Consider the following 23,432-nt stretch of genomic DNA (forward strand, 5'->3'; position numbering starts at 1 on the left):
ATGCTGCTCTTGGCCAATAAAGAAGCCTGGCCCGGTTTCCCGACAACGGTGCAGATGCTGCGAGATGGCGCCATCAGCCTCGACGCCATGGTCGCCGGCATCAGCAAGGTGGAAAGCGAAGTGAAGGTACGCAGCGTCGGCTACGGCGGCTGGCCCAATATGATCGGCGACATGGAGCTCGATGCGGCCGTCATGGACGGCAACACGCGTGATGTCGGCACCGTCGGCGCCGTACCGAACACGCTTCCCGTTGCCCGTCTTGCACACGAAGTGATGAAGCGCCTGCCGCATGTCATGCTGACGGGAAATGGCGCACGGCGGTTTGCAAGTGAAATCGGTTTCGCCGAAGATGACGTGTTGTTTGCCGATAGCAAGCGCGTCTGGTGGGAGCGGCTCGAAAAGGAATTGTCGCCGGAGGATCTAGCGAAGTTCCCGGATATCCCGCTCGCGCCGCTCAGCCGGGCGATCACCGATCCCGAGCGCGTGCGTGATACGACCGTCTTCCTCTCGGCCGACCCGGCGCGCGGCATTCATGCGGCCACGTCAACCTCCGGCTGGGCCTGGAAATATCCTGGTCGCCTCGGCGACAGCCCCATTCCCGGCGCCGGCTTTTATGCCGATAGCCGTTACGGCGCGGCGGCCTGCACCCATACCGGCGAGATGACCATGCGCTGCTCGACGGCACGGACGGTCGTTCTCGCGCTCAAATTCGGCTATTCGCTTTCCGACGCCGTCAAGCTGGCGGTCGAGGAGCTCAACGAACTGACCTCCGGCTTCTTGGCAGGCGTTGTCATTCACGCCGTCGATGCAAAGGGAAACCATGAGGTGGTGAATTTCAGATGCGAGGGCGAGATTCGCTACTGGCTCTGGGAGGACTCGATGCCCGAACCTGAATTACGGGCAGCGAAATCGGCATAAACAAAAGAGGGAAATCAATCAATGAAACGCATTCTCACTGCTGTGGCAGCGCTGGCAATCGTTGTCGGTTCGGCACTGCCGTCCGTTGCCGGCATGCTGGACGATATTCGCTCCCGCGGTACGATCCGTATCGGTGTTTCGCTTGGCGGAGAGCCGATCGGCTTCCGCGACGATCAGAACAATCCTGTCGGCTATGACGTCGACGTCGCCAAGCGGCTGGCGGAGAAGATCGGCGTGCCTGTCGAATTCACCGACGTTTCCGGCGATGCGCGTATCTCCATGCTGGTGTCAGGCCAGATCGACGTGGCGATCGCCAATACCTCGGCCACGCTCGAGCGCGCCAAGGTCGTCGATTTCTCGATTCCCTATAACCGCGCCGGCCTGCGTGTCATCGTCCAGAAGGATGCCGGCATCAAGGATCTCAAGGATCTCGCCGGCAAGAAGGTCGTCGTCGGTCGCGGCACGACGGGTGAAACCTTCCTGAAGACGGCCGTGCCGGATGCGCAGCTGGTCTATGTCGATCAGTTCGCGCCAGATGGCGTTCTCCAGCTTCAGCAGAAGCGTGTCGATGCGGCAATCGAGGACTCTTCGCTGCTCGACTACCTTGCCACCAAAAACCCGTCGCTGGTGACCCTGCCGGGTCTTTATTCCAACGATCCGATCGGCATTGCCGTCGCCAAGGGCGACCCGGAGTTCGTCCGCTGGCTCGACATGTTCGTCTCCGACTACATTCAGTCGGGCGCCTATCAGGCAAATTACAAGAAGTGGTGGGGTCCGGAATCCAACCCGCCGGCATTGAACCCGCAGTGGTAATGTGAGGGGCAGGCCGCTTTCGGGCGGCCTGTCCCTCTACGACGTCAATCGCGGAAAGAAGCGCGTCGGTACGATGACAGGCGGCTGGCCGGCGTGGAATTCGCAGGGATTGGCGATGAATTCGACCATCTGGCGCGCATAGACATTCTTGTCGTAGCCGATGGAGGAAATCGGATAGGCGTCGAAATCCGTCAGCGACAGATTGTCAAACCCGTAAAGCCTGAAGCGGCTTGGCTTGTTCTTGGGAAAATCCGCTCGGCATACGTCGAGAATACCCATTGCCATCGCGTCCGACGTGCAGAAGATCGCCTCCGGACAGTCATCGCCGGTAAGGATAGCCGCGGCGGCATGACCGCTCTCATAGGAATAATCGCCTTGGACCGTCCTCACCAGCTCTATGTGGTTTTCGGCAAAGCCTCGTTTGTAAAAGGCTATGCGTGCCTGCTCGACGGGCGAGGATGCACGGCCGGTCACAAGCCCGGCGCGCTTGACGCCCTTGGCGGCTGCATCGGAAACTGCTTCCGCAATGCCGCTGCCCTCGTCGGGAATGACGACGGGCGAAAGGTTGTCGTGCAGTCCGTTCAGCATGACCACGAGATCAGAGCGGAACATGCGCCGCACGGTCGCCGCATCAGCGAAATCGGAAAAGACCAGTGCCGCGTCGACATGATAAGCGACACCGTTGCGCAAAAATTCCTCGACGTGGCCGACCGAGCCGATGCGGATGATGACGACCTGCTTGCCGATCGCCTGGATCTGGTCGATCAGCCGGTCGAAAAGATCGAGATCGGAAAGATCGTGAATATGGTTGACGACGACAGCCACCAGATTGACCGTCTTGGTGGTCAGGCTCTGCGCGAGCAGGTTCGGCTTGTAACCGAGCGAGGCTGCGGCCTGGATCACGCGCTCGCGCTTTTCGGCCGAAATCGGCCTCGGCTCGTTCGAAAGCGCCCTGCTTGCGGCCGCGCGCGAGACACCCGCAAGCTGCGCAACATCGGCAATCGTCGGAGCGGACTGGCGGCCTGGTCTGTCGTTCATGCTAAGCTTTCCCAACTGTCATGGCGTGATAACACACGCGCCAGCATCTCCGTCACCGGAAACACGCATTCATCCATTGAGAAACAGCGGAAAGCAACTCGCGCCTCGCTATCCGCTACATCTCGTCAAAGTTCGCAGATCGCCTAAAGGGAGGAACCAATATGCCGATTAAGCTTGCCCCGGTCGCCTTGCCGGATTTTGGACCGCTCGGTGAACAGCCGAAGATACTGCCGCAGACCTATGCCGCCCGCGCCGATGCGGCGTTGAAGGCGTCCGGCACGGATTGGCTTGTCGTCTATGCTGACCGTGAGCATTTCGGAAATATCATATTCCTCTCCGGCTTCGAGCCGCGCTTCGAGGAAGCTCTGTTGCTGCTCGGACCGAACGGCAAGCGGATCATCATCACGGGCAATGAATCGGTCTCCTACACGGTGCTTGCCGGCCTGCCCGGCATCGAGGTCTTACGCGCCCAGACCTTCAGCTTGATGGGCCAGACGCGTGCGGACGATCCACGTCTCAGCGATCGCCTCCGCGACGCCGGCTTGAAACCGGGCGACTCGATAGGGCTCGTCGGCTGGAAATATCTCGGCGCAGACGAGGATCAGGATCACTCCAACCTGTTCTTCGTGCCGGACTTTGTCGTCGCGGTCCTTCGACGGTTGATCGGGCCGAACAGCACGCTGAAGGACGCCACCCCGGTCCTCATGCATGCGGAAAAAGGCCTGCGCGCGGTTGTCGATGTGGACCAGCTCGCTGCGTTCGAATGGGCGGCGGCGCGCTGCTCTACTTCCCTCTGGCGCGTCGTTTCCGGCGTGCGCGAAGGCGATAGCGAGTTCGAGGCGCTCGGACGTCTCGGCTACGAGGGCGATCCGCTGAACGTCCACACCATGTTTGCGTCGGTCAGTGCCGGAGAAAACATGGTCGGGCTGCGCAGCCCGACGGCTCGCCGGATGAAGAAGGGCGATGGTGTGACGACTGCCCTTGGTTTCTGGGGTGCGCTCTCCTCGCGCGCAGGCCTGCTGACCGATCACGACGAGAGCTTCCTGACGCCCGCCAAGGCCTATTTCGAGGCTTTGATCACATGGTACGAGACGGCCGATATCGGTGTCGAAGGCGGCACGCTTTTCAGCGCGGTCACCGAGAAGCTGAAGTCTGCCGGGCTCGATTCCGCATTGAATCCAGGCCATCTCGGAAGCCACGAGGAGTGGCTGCATTCTCCTGTGCGTCCAGGCTCGACGGAGAAGCTGCGATCCGGCATGCCGTTTCAGGTGGATGTTATTCCCGTGCCGATGCCGGCCGGCTGGGCATTGAATTGCGAGGACGCCGTTGCCTTCGCCGATACCGATCTGCGGGAGGCCATCCGCACGCGCTATCCCGAAATGCACGCCCGAATTTCCGCTCGCCGGGCCTTCATGGCGGACGCGCTTGGCGTGTCGGTCAACGAGAATATCCTGCCGCTTGCCAATACGCCGCTCTATCTGCCTCCCTTCTGGCTGAGGTCGAACCACGTTCTCACACGGGCCTGACGGTTCGAATCGATTGGCCACGGCCCCCCAAGGTTTCCGCCGCGGCCAATGGGTCGCGTTTCAGGGAGAAATGCACAGGCTGAAGCGGATGCTGTCGCGCGATCAGGTCGCGTCAAGATAAGGCTTCAGCGGCATGTCGTCGTGCCTGGGTACGGTCTGCCGTTCAATCATATGGTGGATTATCGGCGACTGTTCACCGCGGTGCAGCGCGTTCAGCCTTTCGGCGATCTCCGCATCGGCATAGGTTTGACGTTGATTGTGTCGCACATAGTCTATCCAGGTCGGTAAGTGATAGCTTTCCGTCCAGACGCTTGGCTTTTCGAGATCGCGGAGCAATGCCCATTGCTTCGCGCCGTCGCGAATTCTCGCCTTGCGCCGCAGGGCCATCATCGAGAGGAAGTCTGTAATGTCCTCCTGGTCGATATTGTAATCCACCATGACGAGGATCGGTCCGCTCCGCGATCGCAAATCGAGCTGCAATTGCGGTTCGCTGAACAGGTTTGCCGGATCGAGATTGAGCGACTCAAAATCGGGTTGGCGCAGGACAAGACCGAGCAGCCCGCCGACTGCCAGTGCACAGCTGGCGACAAGAAGCGCGCCGGTCACGCCGTGAATGTCGGCGAGCGCGCCCCAGGCCCAGCTTCCCGCCGCCATGCCGCCGAAGGTCGCCGTCTGATAGAGCGAGAGCGCACGTCCGACGACCCAGCGCGGCGTGGACAGCTGCACCGTGACATTGAACAGGGAGAAAGCCTGGACCCAGGCGACCCCTGCGGGCATGAGAATAAGACAGCTCAGCCATAGCTGATGGCTCAGCGCCAGACAGGCGCAGCTGACTGCCAGCGTGAAGAAGGCGCCGCGGATGACCCATTCATTGCTCAGGAGATCGCGAATGCGCCCGATCAACATCGCGCCACAGATTGCGCCGAGGCCGAAAAAGCCGAGCATGATGCCGTAGGTGATTGCCGTGCCCCTGATGTGGTCGCGCGCCACGAGAGGCAGCAGCGCCAGGATGACAATCGCGGTCAAACCAAAGACGAATCCGCGGCACATGACCGTCAGAAGGTTCGGCGACATCAGGACATAGCGGAATCCCGCCGACATTGCGCCACCGAAGGGTTCGCGCGGGAGCGTGCTTCTCGAGGCGTTGGTTTTCCAGCGTAACAAAGCGAAAATGAGCGCGAAATAGCAGAATACGTTGAACAGAAAAGCGAAAGGCGCGCCTGCCGTAGCAACGATGACGCCACCGATCGCCGGACCGATGCTGCGCATAAGATTGTAGCTCATGCTGTTCAGCGCGACGGCGCCCGGCAGATGCTCCCGCGGCACGACATCTCCCATGGATGCCTGCCAGGACGGATTGTGGAGAGCGCCGCCGCAGCCGATCAGGAAAGTGAAGCAGAGGAGCAGCCATGGCGTCAGGGCATGGGAATAGGAAAGTATCGCCAGCGTCGCCGATACGGACAGCATCAGCAATTGGGCGATCAGCATGATCCGCCTTCGGTCGAAATTATCGGCAAGAGCGCCGGCGGCAAGCGAGAAGATCATGACAGGCAGGGTGGTCGAGGACTGGACGAGCGCCACCATCCCGTGGGAGGTCGCCAGGCTTGTCATCAGCCAGGCGGCACCGACGCCCTCGACCAGGCCGCCGAGATTTGAAATCAGCGTTGCCGACCAAAGCAGACGAAATGTGTTCGATTGGAACGCGACGAGCGGAGAGATTCTTTTGGGCATGAGGGATTGTCGTTGTTGCTGGTCCTCGTTGCTGCGGCGCAACGTCGCCAGCACAACCGAGTCGGTTACGAACGTAACGTGGTTTGCTAAGTTTGGGAACGATTATGGAAGAATATGCTCAGAAACCGGAGCCATGCGACAAATTGCGTTAAGGGACGCTAGCGGCGGGTGTGAGTCAGAGGGAAACCGTGCGGCGGCACCTTTCCGAGCCTCTACTAACTTACTTTCGACTCTATGATGACGAAATTCCCGCTGATTAATGCGATCAGCGAATCTGGCCCATGATGCTTCATGTGCCATACTGCCTGCTTCCTGCAAGCGCTGTCATGATTGATCAGATAGTTGCATAGCCGTCGCCATCCTTCATGCGAGAGCGCGATCTTTTCGGCCGTAGAGATATCCACCCCCGATGCGGCCCTGATCTCTTTGATCAGTGCCGGCCAGGTGGCCTTGTCCTGGAAAAGTCTGTCGACCAGCACTGCAACGTCATCTCGCATTTGCATAGTGAACGGCTGCTCCGTTTCAAAGTCAGTAAGAAATTCCAATCAAAGAGCATTTTGTCAACGCCAGCGCTTGCCCGATGGATAGACCGGGAACCGGCAGTTGCCGGATTAAAGTTACGGTGCACCAAAGTGCCATTGGAACGGCTTGCAAAAGTATCTATGTTCAGGTTCGCAACCTTCCGATTGTGGTCGCCTCCAGGGACCGGCCGCTAACCAGCACGGGCATTCATCCATGACCAAAGGCTCTGATCTCCTCGTCGCCGCACTTGAGAACGAGGGCGTCGACCGCATCTTCGGTATTCCCGGCGAAGAGAACCTCGATGTCGTCGAGTCCATTCGCAAATCATCAATTCAGCTCGTGCTTACCAGGCATGAACAGGCCGCCGCATTCATGGCAGCGACCTACGGTCGTCTGACGGGAAAGCCAGGCGTGTGCCTGACCACGCTTGGGCCGGGAGCGCTAAACCTTTCGACGGGCGCTGCCTACGCGCTGCTTGGCGCGATGCCGATGGTGATGATAACCGGCCAGAAGGGCATCCTGTCGTCCCGTCAGGCACGATTCCAGGTGGTTGATATCGTTGCTTCGATGAAGCCGCTCACCAAACTTACGCGACAAATCGTTTCGCCGCAGATGATCCCGACCATGGTCAGGGAAGCATTCAGAATTGCGCAGGAAGAAAGACCCGGACCGGTTCACCTCGAGCTTCCGGAAGATATCGCGGCCGAAGAATGCGAAGAAGTAGCACTTATAGCGCCGCATCAGCTCGAACTGCCGACGGCGAGCGACGTTGCGCTGGACCGCGCAGCCGCGCTGATCACAGCCGCCAAGCGTCCACTGCTGATGTTTGGAGCGGCGGCTTCGCGCCCCCGCTCGACCTCGGATATCGCGCAGTTCGTCATCCGAACCCGCATTCCCTACTTCACGACACAGATGGGGAAGGGGACGGTTCCGGGGGGAACCGAGCTCTATATGGGCACCGCCGCACTATCGGAGCGCGACTATGTCCACGAGGCGATCGAGCAGGCGGACCTCATCGTTACGATCGGCCATGACACCATCGAGAAGCCTCCGTTCATCATGGGCAAGGGCGGTCCGAAAGTCGTGCATGTGGGATATCAGCCGGCGACCGTCGAACAGGTCTATTTCCCGCAGGCTGAGGTCATCGGCGACATGGGCCCGTCACTGAAGGCTCTGGCCGATCGCCTCGAAGGCAAGCAGCCCAACGCTGGGGCTCTCATCCACTTGCGGGAGCGCATTCTCGAGCGGATTGCGGCAAGGGCGACGGAGGATCGCTTTACGCCTCAACGCCTCGTCCACGACATCCGCGAAGTCATGCCGCATGACGGCATCCTTGCGCTCGACAACGGCATGTACAAGATATGGTTCGCCCGAAACTACCGGACGCGGATGGCGAACACCCTGCTTCTCGACAACGCCCTTGCAACGATGGGGGCAGGGCTTCCATCGGCCATGGTTGCCTCGATGCTCTATCCGGAGCGGCGCGTAATGGCGATCTGCGGCGACGGCGGCTTCATGATGAATTCGCAGGAACTGGAAACCGCCGTCCGGCTGAAATTGAACCTCGTCATCCTTGTCATCGAGGACGACGCTTACGGGATGATCCGCTGGAAGCAGGCCGTCGATGAGTTCCCCGATTTCGGGATGACGTTCGGCAATCCTGATTTCGTGAAATATGCCGAATCCTATGGTGCCAAGGGCACCAGGGTGGATGACATCGGTCAGTTCAAGCAGGCTCTTGAAAATGCGTTCACGGGCGGTGGCGTCCATCTGGTGAACGTTCCCGTCGACTATTCTGAAAACGAACGTGTGTTAGTGAAGGAGCTTCGCGAGCGGCTCCCTGCAATATTGGAGTCGTGAAATGTCACTTACCATTAAGGTTCACCAGGCATTTGATCGCGCCGTCATCGCGGAGGTGCCGGCAGACGATGCGGCCGCTCTCGAACGCAAGCTTGATATAGCCGCGAAAGCTTTTTCCGATCGCGATGCCTGGATGCCGGCGCATCAGCGTATGGCGATCCTGAGGAAGGCGTCGGAACTGCTGCAAAACAACCGCGACCGTTTTGCCGTGATGATCGCCCGCGAAGGCGGCAAGCCGCTGACGGATGCGATCATCGAGGTGACGCGGGCGATAGACGGGCTCGTCAATGCGGCTGACGAACTCCGCAATTTCGGCGGCAAGGAAATCCCGATGGGGCTGACCGCCGCCAGCGTCAACCGCCTGGCCTTCACCACAAAGGAGCCGATCGGCGTCGTTGCGGCGATCTCGGCTTTCAACCACCCGCTCAATCTCATCATCCACCAGATCGCTCCGGCGATCGCCGTCGGCTGCCCCGTCATCATCAAGCCTGCCGCAACGACGCCGATCTCCTGCATCGAAGCCGTCAAGCTGCTCCGGGAAGCCGGCCTCGACGAGCGCTGGTGCCAAACATTCATTACCGACGACAACGCACTGGCCGAGGCGCTCGCAACGGATCGTCGCGTTGCGTTCTTGAGCTTCATCGGTTCGGCCAGGGTTGGCTGGTATCTGAAGAGCAAGCTGCCGCCAGGCACGAGATGTGCGCTGGAGCACGGAGGCGCTGCCCCTGTCATCGTCGATCGAAGCGCAAAGCTGGATGCGGTCGTCGGTCCGGTCGTCAAGGGCGGCTACTACCACGCCGGGCAGGTCTGCGTTTCGGTGCAGCGGATCTTCGTGCACGAGGAATTGGTCGCGGAGTTCACCGAGAGGCTTGCCTCCAAGGTCGCGGCTCTTCATGTCGGCGATCCCACCCTGAAAGAGACCGAGGTCGGTCCGCTTATCCTGCCGCGCGAGACCGAACGGGTGGCAAACTGGATCAAGGAAGCGACGGACGCCGGAACAGTGCAGCTTGGGGGAGGGCGGTTGTCGGAGACGACGCTTCTTCCTTCGGTTTTGGTGAACCCTCCTGCAGACGCCAAGGTATCGCAGCTCGAGGTCTTTGGGCCGCTGACCTGCGTCTATGGCTACCGGGAACTGGACGAGGCAATTCGCATCGCCAATTCGCTGCCCTATGCGTTCCAGGCGAGTGTATTTTCATCGGACATAGCGGTTGCTCTGAAAGCCGCCAAGCATCTGGACGCCGCCGCCGTTCTCGTGAACGACCACACGGCGTTCAGAACGGACTGGATGCCATTTGCCGGACGTCGCCAGTCGGGATATGGCGTCGGTGGCATTCCATGGACGATGGAAGAGATGGCCGACGACAAGATGGTGGTGTTCAACGGCGTGGGATGAGTGAGGCCGGCTTGTTTCGCCGGCCCCGCCCTGATCAACAATCACGGCAACAATTTTCGTCTCCGAGGACGGTGAGCGTTCATTCCGCCGCCACCAGCGGTTGACAAATTGCCGCAGGTCCATAATCTGCGTTCAGCTTTGGTAATTGTCGTTTTTCGGAGACGAAGACAATGCTGGTGCCTTTGCGCGGCATGCAGATCTGGCCAAGCGTATGAGATGGTTGCGGCTTGCCGGTCTTGTTGGGTTCATGGCGGCCTCCGCTGCGAGTGCCGGGACCGTTGATGCGGTTACCCAGCGCGGCAGCTTGAGAATTGGCTACATCGCCGACGAAGCTCCATTCTCCTCCAGCAAGCCGAACGAAAAGCCGATGGGATACGCCATCGACCTCTGCGAAAAGGTGGCTAACGAAGTCGAGCACGCGGTTCCCAACGTGAAGCGCGAGTACGTCGAAATGACGCTCGCGAACGGCTTCGATGCGGTCAAGAGCGGTCAGATCGACCTGCTTTGCGGGGCGATCACTGTTAATCTGCAAAGGCGAGAAATCGTCGACTTCTCGCAGCCCATCTTCCTGACGGGAGCAAGCGCTCTGTTGCGCAAGGATTCGCCCGACTATCTGCAAAACCTTTTTCTCGACAGACCCGGCGCCCGTGCCGTCAGCCAGCCTGTCGCCACCAGCGTCATCGGCGTGCGCGCAGACACGACGACGGGCGCGATTTTGGGTGAGGCGCGCAGCATGGAAGAGTCGAAAACCCGGATCGCCGATTTCGACACCCATGAAGACGGGCTTAGGGCGCTGGAGGAGCACAGGATCGATGCCTATTTCGCCGATCAGGTGCTGCTTATGAGCCTGATCAAGCGAGCCCGCAATCCATCTGCGCTTGAGGTTGGCGACCGCCTGTTCACACACGAACCATATGCAATCGCCCTGAAGCGCGACGACGCCGACTTCCGGCTGCTGGTCGATCGAGCGCTGACGGACTTCTACCTGTCGGACGATTTTCTGCCGCTGCTCAAGACCTATTTCGGCAACGAAGCGCCGATGTTGCACACGCAAATCCTGATGGAGCATGTGCCCTAGCATCCAGGAAAGTCGTGTCTCAGGACGACGGTACGCGCGGGTCCTCTACCAGGTAGAACTCGGGAACCGGTGTCAGGTCGGTGATGAAAAAGCCAAATGCCGCCCTGTCCATGGGATCGACGTGACCGTCGTCAAAGCGCAGCATATCGGCGCTCTCGAAGTGGTTCTCGAAATGGGCGAACCGGTCGGACGAGATGAAGTCAGGATTGGGGTTCATCTGGTCGAATGACAGACCATCATAGAAGTCGCTCGGTTTGCCGCGAATCTCCTGAAGTTCGAAGTCGAACCCGATCCAGCCCAACCCGCTCTTGTTCCGAGTGACGACGCGCAGATGGAAGGCGCCCTCGGGAAACTTCAGAGATTCAATCGGCTTTGCGGCCCTCATGACGAGAGTTACGGGGTTGACTGTATAGAGCTCCTCGCTGATTTCGATCGGATCGATTGCTGTGCCTGAGCCCTTGATCGACAGGATGCGAAAGCCGCCAAGCTCATCGGAGAAGGAATAATCCCCGGCATACCAACGTCCATCGTCAGCCGGCCCGGCACTGATGAGTGACAGTGACAGCAGCGCGACCGGAATTCGCAAGCAACGCGTCATGGATCCGCTCCCCTGCTGGAGTATCGCACCGGAGCGGCGAATTTCAATACTGTTGCAGCGGGTGAAGTCGCCTAAAGGGCGCAATAGTGTGGAGCGAAATCCAAAACTCAAAGACGTGATAGGGCGGCATCGCTTTGATGGCGACGCCGATCTGCTTTATCGCTGAATTCGACCCGGGATGCTTCCCACAAAGCCTCTCGAAAGGATGCACCAAGAAAGAAGGCGTGGGAGCACGGGGCCTTATCTCTGAAATATCGCCAGTAGCCGACCTACCAGACCCGGCGGCCGCATAAGCGTCGTGCGGATGTGATGGGCAGCCGTCGCCGCGCTCACCGTCGTACCGAAATGGCAATAGCAAACGAGGTTGTGCAGTTGATTGTCTGAGAGTTCGAAGAAGCGCTTCGCTTCGCCGTAGCTGTCATTTTCCAGGCCGGCTGCTCTGAGAATTGGATCATCAAACGCGACCGATATCGGCGAACCGTTGCCGCGCATTGCGTAGCGTTCCGCGATTGGCTGATGTTCCGTCTGGTGCAGCGTCGCCAGGGCGCGGGTGGGATTGCGCTCGAGAAGCTCCGCCCAGCGTTCAAGGCGTTCGATGCGTGTGGCGGCGCGTGGGTAGTTCTGGTCGATCTTGGCGACAGTCTGCAGTTGCTCAATTGCATGGTGCTTCATCTTGGCCTCCTGTTCAGACGATAGCTGGTCCATCCATTTGGGAATTCATCCCACGATAAGGGTGACTCCATTGGGCTGCGAAGTCCAATCACGATAGCACCCGGCCTGCTCTCGGCTGGCTGACGCATCCAGTCCGCAGAGATTACACAGGAGTTCAGTGACCGGGGCTACGTTCATCATTCCCCAAGAATGAGGCTTGCTGCGCCTATGAGACCGGAATGGGGGCCGAGTTTAGCAGGGACGATGGGAACGTCGCGATAGGCAGGCATGGCACGATCGCGAACCGTCGCGACAATGGCTTCACTCAGAAGATCGAACCCATGGGAGATACCGCCGCCAATGACCAGTATGTCGGGGGAATAGAGGTGAAGGAGGTTGGTAAAGCCGATTCCCAGCCACCGCGCCTCCTCATTCAACAGTTCCATGGCCCGCGCGTCGCCCTTTCGCGCGGCCTCGACGACATGCCGTCCTGTAACATCCGCACCGGCCGAAAGTTCGCGCAGCAGGGAACCGTCGGCGTGTCCGGTGCAGGCCGTTGCTCGTCTTCCAAGCGCCGTGCCGGAAGCGACGGCCTCAAAGCAGCCGATCGCGCCGCAGAAGCAGCGCTCTCCTTCGCTGGTAATCGTCATATGGCCGATTTCAGCAGCCAGGCCGCGCCTGCCATGCAGGATGCGTCCGTCAGCGATGACGCCGCCGCCGATACCGGTCGAGACGGTGACGAACACCATGGACCGTGCACCGCGGCCGGCGCCATATCGCCATTCGCCGAGCGCTGCCGCATTCGCATCATTTTCGAGGCGGACCGGTAGCTGGAAACGGGTGGAGAGGATATGGGCGAGCGGTACCTCGTTCCAGCCTGCTAATGTCGGTGCTGCAATCACGACGCCGGCTTCAGGATCGAGAGGGCCGGGCGCGCCGATGCCGATGCCGATCGGAGAAAGATCAGGTGCCTTTGTTAGTATCGCGGTCGCCAATTGTTCGATCTGATCGATTACGGCCGCCGGTCCGTCGGTCGCGCGTGTGGGTACCGCCGAAAATGACAGAAGGTCTCCCGCATCGTTCACCAGCGCAGCGCGAAGCTCCGTCCCACCAAGATCGAAGGCGAGGGCGACCTTTGTCACTGGAATCTACTCTCCAGTCCATGCAGCCAGGCCATCCTGCTTCCGAGATCCTTGTCCCCAAATGCAAGCGAGCCGAGCACGACGGTCTGCGCGCCTGCGGCGCGCAGGAGTGGCACGGTCTGTTCGCGGATACCGCCGTCAGCGGCTAGAACGACATGATCCTCGCGGTCGGCGTCCCTAAGCAGCGCGCGCGCTTCCAGCAGCCTGTCGCATGCCTTTTCCGAAAGGCTCTGGCCTTTGACGCCGATCGAGGTTCCAAGCAGGGTCACGAAGGCGACCTGATCGAGAAACGGCTTGACCGCCGAAACGGGCGTTTCCAGCCGCAGCACCACGCCGGCCTCGGCGCCCAGCGTCTTTGCAAGGGCAATGGCGCGCAGGCCGGCCTCGCCGTTCTCGGCATGGACGCTGACGAGATCCGCGCCCGCCTCAATGAACTGACGCACCTGCTCTTCGACGATCTCGGCCTCTATCATGAGATGGACATGGATCGGTTTGGCGGTCGACTTGGCGATGCGCGCGACAAAGTCGGGAAAGAATAGGAAGCCCGGCGTGAAGCGCGCATCGGCGACATCGATGTGATGCAGGTCGACATAGGGTTCTATGCGCTTCAGGTCGGTTTCCATATTGGCAAGGTCGGCCGACCAGAGCGAGAACTCGCCAAGCAACCGATTGCGCGGTAATGCGGCGATGGCCGCCGGGCCTGAAAGGGTCTTGGACGGCATCATGAAATGAGGCTCCGGATTGTTTTGGAAGCAAGGAAAAGGCCGATGGCATCCTGGACTTCGGCGAAATGCCGTTCCTTATCGGCAGCCTTGGCAGCGACCTCGACAAAGGTCGCGTCGGGAATGGTCTCCGCAAGTACGCGCGCATATGAGAGCGGATGAATGGCGTCCTGCTGGTTGCCGATGACAAGCGTGGGAATGGCAAGGGCCGCAGCTGCCGCTTGCGAAACGCCCGGGCCATCCGACGCGATATCCGCCAGCACGGAGGCGAATTCAAACCCATTTGGTCGGTCGAAATAGCCAAGCAGGGAGGCGAAGTTGTCGGGAGAGCCTGCCTTCATCTGCATACCGATTTCGGAGCGTTCGAAAAGGCTCCTGGCCTCCTCAGGAGGATGCGAGTGGATCGAGGAGGCGACAGCGCGGGCGGCCGCCATATTGTCCGGCGCGACGTCAAACATCCAGGCAGGACGAACGAGGACGAGTGCGGCGACGCGCTCCGGATGATGATGTCCGAGATGCAAGGCAATCGCCGCACCCATCGAGATACCGCCAACGATGAAGCGATCGAGCCCACGATCCTTCGCGGCGGCCAAAACATCTTCGGCAAACATTGCAATCGAGAACGGCCGCGTGCTGCCAAGCGATGATGCACCATGTCCGCGGCACTCGACGGTGATACGCCTCATGTCTCCGGTTTCAGGAAAATTTTGCGCCACTTGCGCCTCATCGCCGCCGAGGCCATGCTGGAAGAGGACCGGAAGCCCTTCGCCGTAATCATAAACGGCAAGGCTTGCATCGTCGCGCATGAGGGTTGTCTTTTCGCCCACTAGACAAGCTCCTTGAGGAAGCGTGCGACACCGGGGGCCTCTTCGGCCGACAGGCCGTGAGTGATAAGCGGTCCATCGAAGCCGACGGACTTCAGCCGAGCGATGAAATCGGGAAAATCGACCACGCCTTGGCCAGTGGTCGCGAACCGTCCGTCAGCGTAGCGATCCTTGGCGTGCGCCATGGCGATATGCCCGGCAGCCGTTTCAACAGCCCGCTGGACGATCGAAAGCGCCTCGCGCTGCGTTGCCGTCTCGAAGAGATTGGCAGGGTCGAGGACGATACGCAGCCGCGCGGAGCCCATCTCGGCAATCAGTCGCCTGGCGTCAGTGGCCGAGGTGACGATGTTCGCCTGTTCCGGTTCGATGCCGAGATCCACGCCATGCTCTTCGGCCAGAGCCAGAGCCTTCGCCATTTCCCTTGCCATATCGGCCCATGCCAGCGGATCGCCATTGTCGGGATGATAGGCCCATTGATCGCTTGCATGGCGCGTCCCCGTGCACAGCGTCACCAGCGGAATGGATAAAGCCGCCGCGGTTTCAATGACCACGGAGAGCTGGCGCAGGCCTGCCTCTCGAACCGAGATATCGGGATGAGCCATGTTGTAGGTTCCAGACAGGGCCGCAAGCGAAATGCCCGCCTTCTCCGCCGCTAAGCGCACCGCATCAACGACGGAACTCGGTACCGCGTCCGGCATGGATGGAAGTCCGCAGCAGGCAAGATTGAACTGCGAGGTGGCGTAGCCGCTGTCGCGCACGGCAGACAAGACTTCCAGAGGATCCGTTCCGGGAAAAGTCTTGGCGAAGATACCGATCTGCATCAGACCGCCCCCGTTACCGAGGCGAGCGCGACCCGTTCGCCTGTCCCCACCGATCGCGCGATCGCCACCATCGCGCGAATGGAGGCGATGCCGTCTTCGACATCGGCTCCCCGCATCGGCGCGCCGTTGAGTACTGTGTCAGCGAGGCCTTCGAGCTGCCTGCGGAAAAAGTGTCCATCGGCGCCAAGCGGCTTTCTGCTCGTTGCATCTTTCTCGTGGAAGATTTCAACCTCGCTGGAGCGAAAATACCAGGGATTGAAGGTCTTTGCGAGAACGGAGCCATTTTCGCCGTAGAGCTGGAAACCCTCGTGCCAATCCATGCGCACGGCGACTGTCAGGTCGAGGTGACCCAAGGCACCATTGGCGAATTCGGTCTCGACAAACCAGCAATAGGCGCCGGCACGCTGCAGCAGGCGCGCTCGCACGGCGACGATATCGCCGCAGAAAAAGCGGGCGGTGTCGACCAGATGCGAACCATGTGCCAGCATGAAATATTGCCGCAGATCGGCCTTGGGATTGCCGGCCGGCTTTCGTGCCAGCTTGCTGGTGACCGGGAGCGGCTGGATCGCATCGGTATTGGTATAGCGGTGTGTGGAGTCGCAATACCAGGCCTTGAGTGCAAGGATCTGGCCGATATCGTCGCGGACGAAGTCACGCGCTGCCTCAAGCGCCGGATCGAAGCGCTTCATGTGCCCCACCTGCAGGACCTTGCCCGAGCGCTTGACGGCAGCCGCAAGCGTCTCGCCTTCTTCGACCGAAACGCCGATCGGCTTTTCGCACAGGACATGCTTGCCGGCATCGAGCGCCTTGATGGACATCGGTACGTGATAGGCATCCGATGTGGCGATGATCACCGCTTCCAAATCGGGGTCGGCGAGCATGGCGTCGAAATCGCCGAACATCTTCTGCGGCTCGTAGGTCGCTCCCATGCGTGCCAGCAGGTCGGGTGCGGCGTCGCAGATCGCGTAGAGATCGGCATTCCGTGCTTTCACGCAGGATTCCAGATGGGCAAATTGGGCAATCGGCCCACATCCCAGCACGCCGACGCGGAGACGGCGATTTTCCTTCTCGATCATGGTCCCTCCTCAGGCGCCATATGCACATCGTTTCGCGAGGCTGATCGAACGGCCGCAATGGCCGCTCACACAAATCCAGACATCGGAATCTCGTCGAGAGAAACGGCTATCCGCCGATCATCAGCTTGACGACTTCGTCATGCGTCGTTTCGCTGATCTTCCGTTCTCCCGCCACGATCCCGCGGCGAAGGACGACGATGCGGTCGGAGACGGCGAATATGTCCTGCAGGTTATGCGAGATAAAGATGACGCCGTGCCCCTTCGCTTTCAGCGACTTGATCAGGGCAACGACCTTCCGCTGCTCGGGAACGCCGAGGGCAGCAGTCGGTTCATCCATGATCAAAATGCGGGCGTTCCAGTAGACCGCACGTCCGATCGCGACCGCTTGCCGCTGGCCGCCGGAAAAGTTGCTGACCGGTGCCTTCAATCTCTTCACATGGAAGTCGAGTTGCTGCATCGTCTTGGCAGCCGCATCGGCCATCGCCTTGCGGTCGATGACGGGGAGAAAGCCGAAAAGCTTCTTCATCGGCTCGCGACCAAGGAAGATATTGGCGCCGATCGTCAAATTGTCGGCGAGCGCCAAGTCCTGGTAGATCGTCTCGATCCCTTTCTCCCGCGCATCCTGCGGCGAGGAGAAGGTGACTGCCTGGCCATCGATCAGGATCTCACCGGCGGTCGGCGGATAGACGCCCGAGATCGCCTTGATCATCGTCGTCTTGCCCGCGCCGTTGTCGCCTGCCAGCGCAACCACTTCGCCGGCATGAACGGTCATGGAGCAATCGTCCAGCGCGCGGACGGCGCCGAAGTACCGCGACAGGTTCCGGACTTCGAGGAGAGGGGCTGCACTATTCATCCTGTTTTGCTCCGCTGAACCGGCGCTGCGCCTGATCGATGAGAACCGATATGATGATGACGATGCCGACGGCAATGAACTGCCAGAACGGTTCGACGTTCATGAAGACGAGGCCGTATTGAATGACGGCAATGACAAGCGCGCCGGCAATGGTGCCGATGATCGTGCCGGAGCCCCCAAACAGGCTGGCGCCGCCGATGACGACCGCAGCGACGCTGTCGAGCAGCAGCGGCTCACCGGCCTGCGCAGCGCCGGCAGTGAACCGGGCGGCATAGAGCGCGCCGCCAAGACCTGCGCAGACCGCCGACAGGATATAGAGCCGCAGGATATGGAATTTTATGTCGATACCCGCGCGCCGCGCCGCCTGCACATTGGCGCCAATCGCGTAATTGTGCTGGCCAAAGCGCGTCTGGCTCAAGATGTAATGCATGATCACCACGAAGAGAATGGTGACGATGACGAGGTAGGGCACGCCGTAAAAGCGGCCGTTGCCGAGTTCGGCGAAATAGGAATTCTTGACCGGCACGGTCGTGCCGCCGGCCAGAAGAAAAGCGGTACCGCGGGCGACGCCGAACATGCCGAGTGTCCCGATGAAGGGCGGTACCCTGAGGCGGGAAATCAGCAAGCCGTTGATAAGGCCCGGCACAGCGGCAGCAACCATCGCAACGAGAATTCCGATGATCATCGCCACCGGCAGCGGCATATAGAGGCCGGCAACATTGGTGATATGTGCTGCGACAACGGCAGCCATGCCCATGATGAAGCCGGTCGAGAGGTCGATGCCTCCTGAAATGATGACGAAGGTCTGCCCTATTGCGAGCAGGAGCGGCGCCACGGCAAAGACTGCAACCGACTGCCAGTTGTAGGCCGAGCCGACAAAGGTGCCGCCGAAATCAATCCGCGCCCAGATCTCAAAGATAACGACCAGCGCGGCCAGGAAGAGCCAGGCGCGCAATTGGGCGATGTAGTTGACGATGGTGTTTGCCTGGTCGGCGTGGTCTGCCTGCGGCGCCACATGCTGGTCCGCCTTGCCGGCCTCGATGTTGTCGATTGTCATGGATCAACCCAAACTCAGGCGAGACGTACGGATCGCCACGCCCTTTCCTCTACTGTGGCCAAGGATGTGCCTCGCTCCGTGAGCGAGGCACCTGACGTCATCCGATCAATCGGAGTAGATGAATTTCGCGACGTTCTTGTCGGTGACATTCGATTTGTCGATGACCGTGAAACCGGTGCCGATTGCGGTCGGGATCGAGTTGCCGGTCAGATGGGCATAGGCTGACATCACCCCGTAATAGCCGATTTCGGCCGGATGCTGGGCAATCGCAAGATCGACGAGGCCGGAATTGATGTTGTCGATGATTGTCGTCGGAGCGTCGAAAGCAACAACACGGATCTTGCCGGTCTGGCCCGCCTGCTGCACGCCGTTCGCAGCGCCGAGGGCCGAGAACAGGTTGGCACCGAACACGCCGTCCAGATCAGAGTTGCGGGCGTAAACTGCCTGCAGCTGCGACGCTGCCTTGTTGGCATCGTCATCATTGTACTGCGTTTCCAGAACGGTGATGTTCGGATATTTCTTCATCTCGTCCTTGAAACCCTGCTCGCGCTGGTCGGTTGTCGAGATGCCCGGCTTGACGTTTGAAACGTAAACCTTGCCTTTTTCACCGACGGCCTTTGCAAGTGCGCGCGCAGCAATTGCGCCGCCCAGCAGGTTGTCCGAGGCGATGTAGGCGAGCGGGAAATCGGCGTCGCCGGCACCCGTCTGGTATACACCGGTGCCGATGAAAGTATCGACGGTGATAACGGGAATGCCCGCATCGAAAGCCTTCTTCAACGGCTGGATCAGCTGATCCTTGTCGGTCGGCGCGATCAGGATCGCATCCGGCTTCTTGGCGATGACGGCATCGAGAACCGGCACCTGGGTAACCGGGTTGAAGTCCGGTGCGCCCTGGAATACGAGCTGCGCACCAACTGCCTTGGCGGCGGCTTCGGCACCCTTGCGCATGGTGATGTAGAAAGCATCGGTCGTCAGGCCCGGAATAAGGGCAATCGTGAACTTCTTATCCTGTGCCTTGACGCTGCCGGCGGCGGCCACGCCAGTGGCAAGCGTCGCCACAGCGGTGGCTTTTAGAAATGAACGGCGTTCCATAATTTCCTCCTCTGGAAACCGGACCTCCCCTGTCCGGCGGAATAAATAATCACGTAGCGGGCATAAGGTCGTCAAGTAATTTTTTTCTGTAATTAATTGCTTTCTGATGAATAACAGTGCGCTTAGCCGGCTTTTATGGCGCAATATGATTATGATCTGCGTCGGCGGAAAAGCGCAGACGCATCCATGACGAGCTTTGGCTGACGGCATAGCGCAGCCGTCTTCAATCCGGATCAAAAACCCCTAAAATCCAGGCCATCACTTCGTCCATGTCCGGTTCTTTGGTCTGATCAAGCATCATCGCGGGACTGCATCCCATGGGTTCTGCCTGATCTGCGAGCACCACCAGTTCCGAAACATATTCAGCGCCGGGGTGGCCCGGTAGTCTGTCTTTCAACCGGCTGGCGTACCGTTCTCCTGCGACCGTCCCGGGAACCTTGCACCAAAGCTCTGCCACGCGATCGACACCTGCCTTTTCGATATAGGCCTCGAGCAAGGCTTTCGATTGAAAGCCAAACCATGCATCGACGATGAATGTGGACCCCGGTGGCGCTTCACGAATTAGTGACCAGATCGCCTGATAGCTGGCCTTTCCCAATGTGCGATTAAACTCCCGGTCCACACCGCCGATATGCTCCAGGAAAGGATTCTTGATGCCATCTAGGGAGATGACCGGCCATCCGGTGCGTTGCGACAGCAATTTCGCAAGGCTGCTTTTTCCCGATGCCGGCACACCGTTGACGAGTACCACGCGCTTTTCGGCAAGGTTGCGGTCAGGCGTCAACACCGATAGGCCAGCGCCGATCACGCCCGCGTCGTCTCCGAGTTTTGCGGGCAGGATCGTCGGCCGAAACCAAGGCGCTACCGCCGGAAGGCAAGCGACGGCTCGTGCGGCATCGGCGCCAAGGCCGCCGCCCAGAACGATGACCTCCGGATCCATCGTCGCGGCGATATTGTCGAGGGCAGCCCGCAGCGGCGACGCCCATGCCTGCAGGACTGCCTCGGCGGCGGAGTTTCCGCTCTCAGCCATTTCAAAGACTTCGCCCACGGATGAGGCTGCCAGCCCGGCCTCGGTAATGTGACGGCGCAAAGCGGTTCCGGAGCTGAAGGTTTCCACGCAACCACGTCTTCCACATGGACATAACGGGCCTTCCTGCAGGACGCAGATATGGCCCAGCTGCCCGGCCGCCCTGTGGCCGTGATAGATATTGCCGTTGCTGGCAACTGCGCCGCCGATGCCTGTGCCGATTGTTAGCATCGCGACGTTTTTGTAGCCTTTGGCAGCACCGATCCTCATTTCAGCAATCAGCGCCATGCTGCAGTCGTTTTCGATGACGACGCTCTTGCCAACAATTGCCTCGAGGCGATCGGCAAAATCGATGCCGGCCAAATTCAGAATACCGCCTGATAGGATCGTGCGGCTGGCACAGTCGACACGACCCGGGATGCCGATACCGACCCCGGTTACACCAGCCATATCGAGTTCGCCCGCCATCGCCGCGATACGCTCGACGACCTGCAAAGGATCGGATGGTGTCCGCTCCGACAGCTTCCTCAGTATTTCGCCCCGATCGGAGACCAGAGCGGCACGAATGTTCGTGCCACCAATGTCGACACCGATGGCGAGTTCAGGCATTTGCTTTCTGTCCCCGGTCGATGCCTGCAGACCGGGCGCCTTTAAAATGGGCCGCGATCACAGCCTGAATTTCACGCAGTCGCGGAACCGCGACCGATTCCAGTCTATCCTTGGTGATCGACCGGTCCAGCGAAATGCAGTCCTTCCACAGAGAGCGGCCCGCGATCACACCGGAGGCTCCGTTGCGCATGGCATCCTCGACCTGGCTCAGGAACGTCGAATGGTCGACGCCGGCCGACAGGACAGCCCACGGCACGTCGCCTGCGAGCCTTGTGACTTCCGCGCAGGCTTCCGGAGTGCCGGGATAGGGGATCTTTAGGACCTTCGACCCGCAATCCAGGCAAATTTTGCTCCCGCCGACGATCAGCGATGGCAGCTTCGCCTTGTAGTCGGCCTCGTCTTCGCCATCGAACCTGTATGTCAGGAATTCGACGACGAGCAGCAGATCCTCGTTTGCGAAGTCCTCGATGCATTGGCGCAGGATCTTGATGTTATGAACGTTGGCTTCATCCCGATCCGAGCGCAGATAGACCATGATCTTGCCGCCGGTTGCCCCAAGTTGGCGGACACGTCGGGCGGAAATGCCAGGAACCAGCTTGGAAAGGCGATAGCCTTCCGGCGACGTATCCCACCCGGAGGCGTCTAGGCCGATCAGAAGCGCGGTATCGCGTTGAATGATACGATCATCCACCAGGGCTGGAACAGCGCAGATCGGATCGACAAGAACGCAGGATGCCTTGCTTGCAAGAAATTTCGCGATGTCGGCCTTTGTGTCACCGAGGGTTTGGTCGGAGATCGCCGCCTGCGCCTCCGGTTCCTTCGCAAGCAGGCTGCGCATACCGCCGCGCTGATCACAGGCGATAACCATCATGGCTCCGTCACTGCCGCAGATTTGCTGGTAGCCACGCATCTCCGCTGTCGTTAATCTCGACATCTGTTCCTCCCTGCTAGCTTAATATCCGAAATAGGACATTGAATGAACATCCCGCCCTCCTGCGCCGCATAGTCGTTGCGAGAACGGCCGTTTTGAGCGATAAATCCCTCATGTCCGGAATGTGTAACACATTGCAGAAAGGAATTTCAACCTGAATCCGTCTCAGACCAACGAGGCTGCGGCAAACCGTGCGCTTCTGCACATGGTTGCGAAGCTGCACTACCAATCCGACATGTCGCAGGTTGATATCGCCAAGAAGCTTGGCCTATCGACGGCTACGGTTTCGCGGTTGCTCAACAAGGCGCGTCAGGCGGGGATCGTTCGGATTGAAGTCATTGATCTTTCCTCCTCGGAGGATCTGAGCGCGGGGCTCGTCGAAGGCTTGAAATTGAGCAAGGCTGCCGTGATAGACACGCCGCCTTCCAATGTTCTCAGCGCACTTGCCCAGCCGGTGGGAGCAATGCTTCGGCAAGCGGGGCTGCGTTCCGGTTCGACGCTCGGCGTCGGCTGGGGACGGGCGGTTCGGGAAGTAACGCTTGCCGGCTTACCGCGTTTTCCCGGCATAGCAGTCACCGCCCTGAATGGAGGAATGCAGCAGGCCGCCCCGCATTTCCAGATCAACGAATTCGTGCGCCAGGCGGCGGAACAGATGGGCGGTGTACCGCACTTTCTGCACGCTCCTTACATTTCGTCATCCGAATTGCGTGACGCGTTCCTCGCCGATCCGACGGTGCAGCAGGTGACGTCCCACTGGGACAGGCTCGATGCGGCTATCGTCGGCGTAGGTCTGACGCATGCGGCAAATCCGTCCGAGGCGACGGCGGCCCTCCCGGCGGAGAAGGCATTGAGCCTCGCGGCAGGCGATGTTCTGCGCCACTATGTCACCGAAGCAGGCGAAATCCTTCACTGGGATGGCGAAGACCGCATGATCGCCGCATCCCCGCAGCAGCTCCGGCAAACGCCTTTGACCATCGCGGTTGCGGCGACACCTGCCAAGGCGGCGGGCATTATCGGTGCAGCGCGATCAGGGATGATCAACGCTCTCGTTACGGACGCTAATACGGCGCAGGCCGTTCTCGATCGCTTGTCGCTGGCGGAGAAAGGTTAGGGCCACATCTGGGAACCTCGCCTTCAGGCGATATCGTAG

General features: G+C 60.1%; 22 protein-coding genes. 7 read left to right on the plus strand and 15 right to left on the minus strand.

Going from position 1 to position 23,432, the window contains the following annotated elements; all coding sequences use genetic code 11:
* Complete coding sequence (locus DTW90_RS21070) at positions 1–918, plus strand: isoaspartyl peptidase/L-asparaginase (RefSeq protein WP_132523469.1); 918 nt, start codon at positions 1–3, stop codon at positions 916–918.
* Between the two features lie 21 nt (positions 919–939).
* On the plus strand, positions 940–1,731 hold the full coding sequence (locus tag DTW90_RS21075; protein ID WP_132523468.1) for a transporter substrate-binding domain-containing protein: 792 nt from the start codon (positions 940–942) through the stop codon (positions 1,729–1,731).
* A gap of 36 nt (positions 1,732–1,767) precedes the next feature.
* Here the strand turns inward: DTW90_RS21075 and DTW90_RS21080 are convergent, their stop codons facing one another.
* Positions 1,768–2,769 carry a LacI family DNA-binding transcriptional regulator gene (locus tag DTW90_RS21080; protein ID WP_149340695.1) on the minus strand — a complete coding sequence of 334 codons (1,002 nt, stop codon included), beginning with the start codon at positions 2,767–2,769 and terminating at the stop codon, positions 1,768–1,770.
* A gap of 161 nt (positions 2,770–2,930) precedes the next feature.
* Between DTW90_RS21080 and DTW90_RS21085 the strand changes: the two genes are divergently transcribed.
* Positions 2,931–4,295 (plus strand): M24 family metallopeptidase, encoded by a 1,365-nt coding sequence (locus tag DTW90_RS21085; protein ID WP_149340696.1) that lies wholly within the window; start codon positions 2,931–2,933, stop codon positions 4,293–4,295.
* Positions 4,296–4,397: 102 nt separating this feature from the next.
* On the opposite strand, the gene DTW90_RS21090 is transcribed toward DTW90_RS21085, so the two are convergent.
* Both DTW90_RS21090 and DTW90_RS21095 read right to left on the minus strand, forming a co-directional pair.
* Positions 4,398–6,026, minus strand: coding sequence for an MFS transporter (locus tag DTW90_RS21090; RefSeq protein WP_149340697.1), 1,629 nt, complete (start codon positions 6,024–6,026; stop codon positions 4,398–4,400).
* A 215-nt stretch (positions 6,027–6,241) separates the two neighbouring features.
* Positions 6,242–6,571 (minus strand): hypothetical protein, encoded by a 330-nt coding sequence (locus DTW90_RS21095; RefSeq protein WP_149340699.1) that lies wholly within the window; start codon positions 6,569–6,571, stop codon positions 6,242–6,244.
* Positions 6,572–6,761: 190 nt separating this feature from the next.
* Here DTW90_RS21095 and DTW90_RS21100 point away from each other — a divergent pair, with 190 nt between their 5' ends.
* From DTW90_RS21100 to DTW90_RS21110, 3 genes are all read left to right on the plus strand, one after another.
* Positions 6,762–8,408 (plus strand): acetolactate synthase large subunit, encoded by a 1,647-nt coding sequence (locus DTW90_RS21100; RefSeq protein ID WP_149340700.1) that lies wholly within the window; start codon positions 6,762–6,764, stop codon positions 8,406–8,408.
* 1 nt (position 8,409) lies between these two features.
* Positions 8,410–9,801: an aldehyde dehydrogenase family protein gene (locus DTW90_RS21105; RefSeq protein ID WP_132523462.1), complete on the plus strand. Its 1,392-nt coding sequence runs from the start codon at positions 8,410–8,412 to the stop codon at positions 9,799–9,801.
* 211 nt (positions 9,802–10,012) lie between these two features.
* Positions 10,013–10,879, plus strand: a complete 867-nt coding sequence (locus tag DTW90_RS21110) for an amino acid ABC transporter substrate-binding protein (RefSeq protein ID WP_149340701.1) — start codon at positions 10,013–10,015, stop codon at positions 10,877–10,879.
* 19 nt (positions 10,880–10,898) lie between these two features.
* Here the strand turns inward: DTW90_RS21110 and DTW90_RS21115 are convergent, their stop codons facing one another.
* The 12 genes from DTW90_RS21115 to DTW90_RS21170 form a co-directional block, all read right to left on the minus strand.
* On the minus strand, positions 10,899–11,477 hold the full coding sequence (locus tag DTW90_RS21115; RefSeq protein WP_149340703.1) for a hypothetical protein: 579 nt from the start codon (positions 11,475–11,477) through the stop codon (positions 10,899–10,901).
* A 240-nt stretch (positions 11,478–11,717) separates the two neighbouring features.
* Positions 11,718–12,149: a hypothetical protein gene (locus tag DTW90_RS21120; protein WP_149340704.1), complete on the minus strand. Its 432-nt coding sequence runs from the start codon at positions 12,147–12,149 to the stop codon at positions 11,718–11,720.
* 176 nt (positions 12,150–12,325) lie between these two features.
* The gene (locus DTW90_RS21125; protein WP_149340706.1) at positions 12,326–13,270 is read right to left on the minus strand and encodes an ROK family protein; all 945 of its coding nucleotides are present in this window, start codon (positions 13,268–13,270) and stop codon (positions 12,326–12,328) included.
* Positions 13,267–13,992, minus strand: coding sequence for a ribulose-phosphate 3-epimerase (locus DTW90_RS21130; protein ID WP_149340763.1), 726 nt, complete (start codon positions 13,990–13,992; stop codon positions 13,267–13,269). The genes DTW90_RS21125 and DTW90_RS21130 overlap by 4 nt, the downstream gene beginning before the upstream one ends.
* Positions 13,992–14,819, minus strand: a complete 828-nt coding sequence (locus DTW90_RS21135; RefSeq protein ID WP_246664994.1) for an alpha/beta hydrolase — start codon at positions 14,817–14,819, stop codon at positions 13,992–13,994. The genes DTW90_RS21130 and DTW90_RS21135 overlap by 1 nt, the downstream gene beginning before the upstream one ends.
* Positions 14,819–15,637, minus strand: coding sequence for a sugar phosphate isomerase/epimerase (locus tag DTW90_RS21140; RefSeq protein WP_149340707.1), 819 nt, complete (start codon positions 15,635–15,637; stop codon positions 14,819–14,821). Before DTW90_RS21140 ends, DTW90_RS21135 begins: the two co-directional genes overlap by 1 nt.
* A complete protein-coding gene (locus DTW90_RS21145) occupies positions 15,637–16,713 on the minus strand; it encodes a Gfo/Idh/MocA family oxidoreductase (RefSeq protein ID WP_149340708.1) in 1,077 nt (358 codons plus the stop codon). Before DTW90_RS21145 ends, DTW90_RS21140 begins: the two co-directional genes overlap by 1 nt.
* Before the next feature lie 106 nt (positions 16,714–16,819).
* Positions 16,820–17,566 carry an ATP-binding cassette domain-containing protein gene (locus tag DTW90_RS21150; RefSeq protein WP_132523455.1) on the minus strand — a complete coding sequence of 249 codons (747 nt, stop codon included), beginning with the start codon at positions 17,564–17,566 and terminating at the stop codon, positions 16,820–16,822.
* Positions 17,559–18,623, minus strand: a complete 1,065-nt coding sequence (locus DTW90_RS21155; protein WP_149340710.1) for a ribose ABC transporter — start codon at positions 18,621–18,623, stop codon at positions 17,559–17,561. Before DTW90_RS21155 ends, DTW90_RS21150 begins: the two co-directional genes overlap by 8 nt.
* A 105-nt stretch (positions 18,624–18,728) precedes the next feature.
* Complete coding sequence (locus DTW90_RS21160; RefSeq protein WP_132523453.1) at positions 18,729–19,715, minus strand: substrate-binding domain-containing protein; 987 nt, start codon at positions 19,713–19,715, stop codon at positions 18,729–18,731.
* Positions 19,716–19,938: 223 nt separating this feature from the next.
* Entirely contained in the window at positions 19,939–21,351 is a 1,413-nt protein-coding gene (locus DTW90_RS21165; protein ID WP_149340711.1) for an ROK family protein, read from the minus strand.
* Complete coding sequence (locus tag DTW90_RS21170) at positions 21,344–22,285, minus strand: tagatose-bisphosphate aldolase (RefSeq protein WP_149340713.1); 942 nt, start codon at positions 22,283–22,285, stop codon at positions 21,344–21,346. The genes DTW90_RS21165 and DTW90_RS21170 overlap by 8 nt, the downstream gene beginning before the upstream one ends.
* Before the next feature lie 202 nt (positions 22,286–22,487).
* On the opposite strand from DTW90_RS21170, the gene DTW90_RS21175 reads away from it, so the two are divergent.
* Positions 22,488–23,393 (plus strand): sugar-binding domain-containing protein, encoded by a 906-nt coding sequence (locus DTW90_RS21175; protein WP_149340714.1) that lies wholly within the window; start codon positions 22,488–22,490, stop codon positions 23,391–23,393.
* Positions 23,394–23,432: the final 39 nt, after the last annotated feature.

Origin of the sequence: Neorhizobium sp. P12A (assembly GCF_008365395.1) — a bacterium.
GTDB lineage: Bacteria > Pseudomonadota > Alphaproteobacteria > Rhizobiales > Rhizobiaceae > Rhizobium.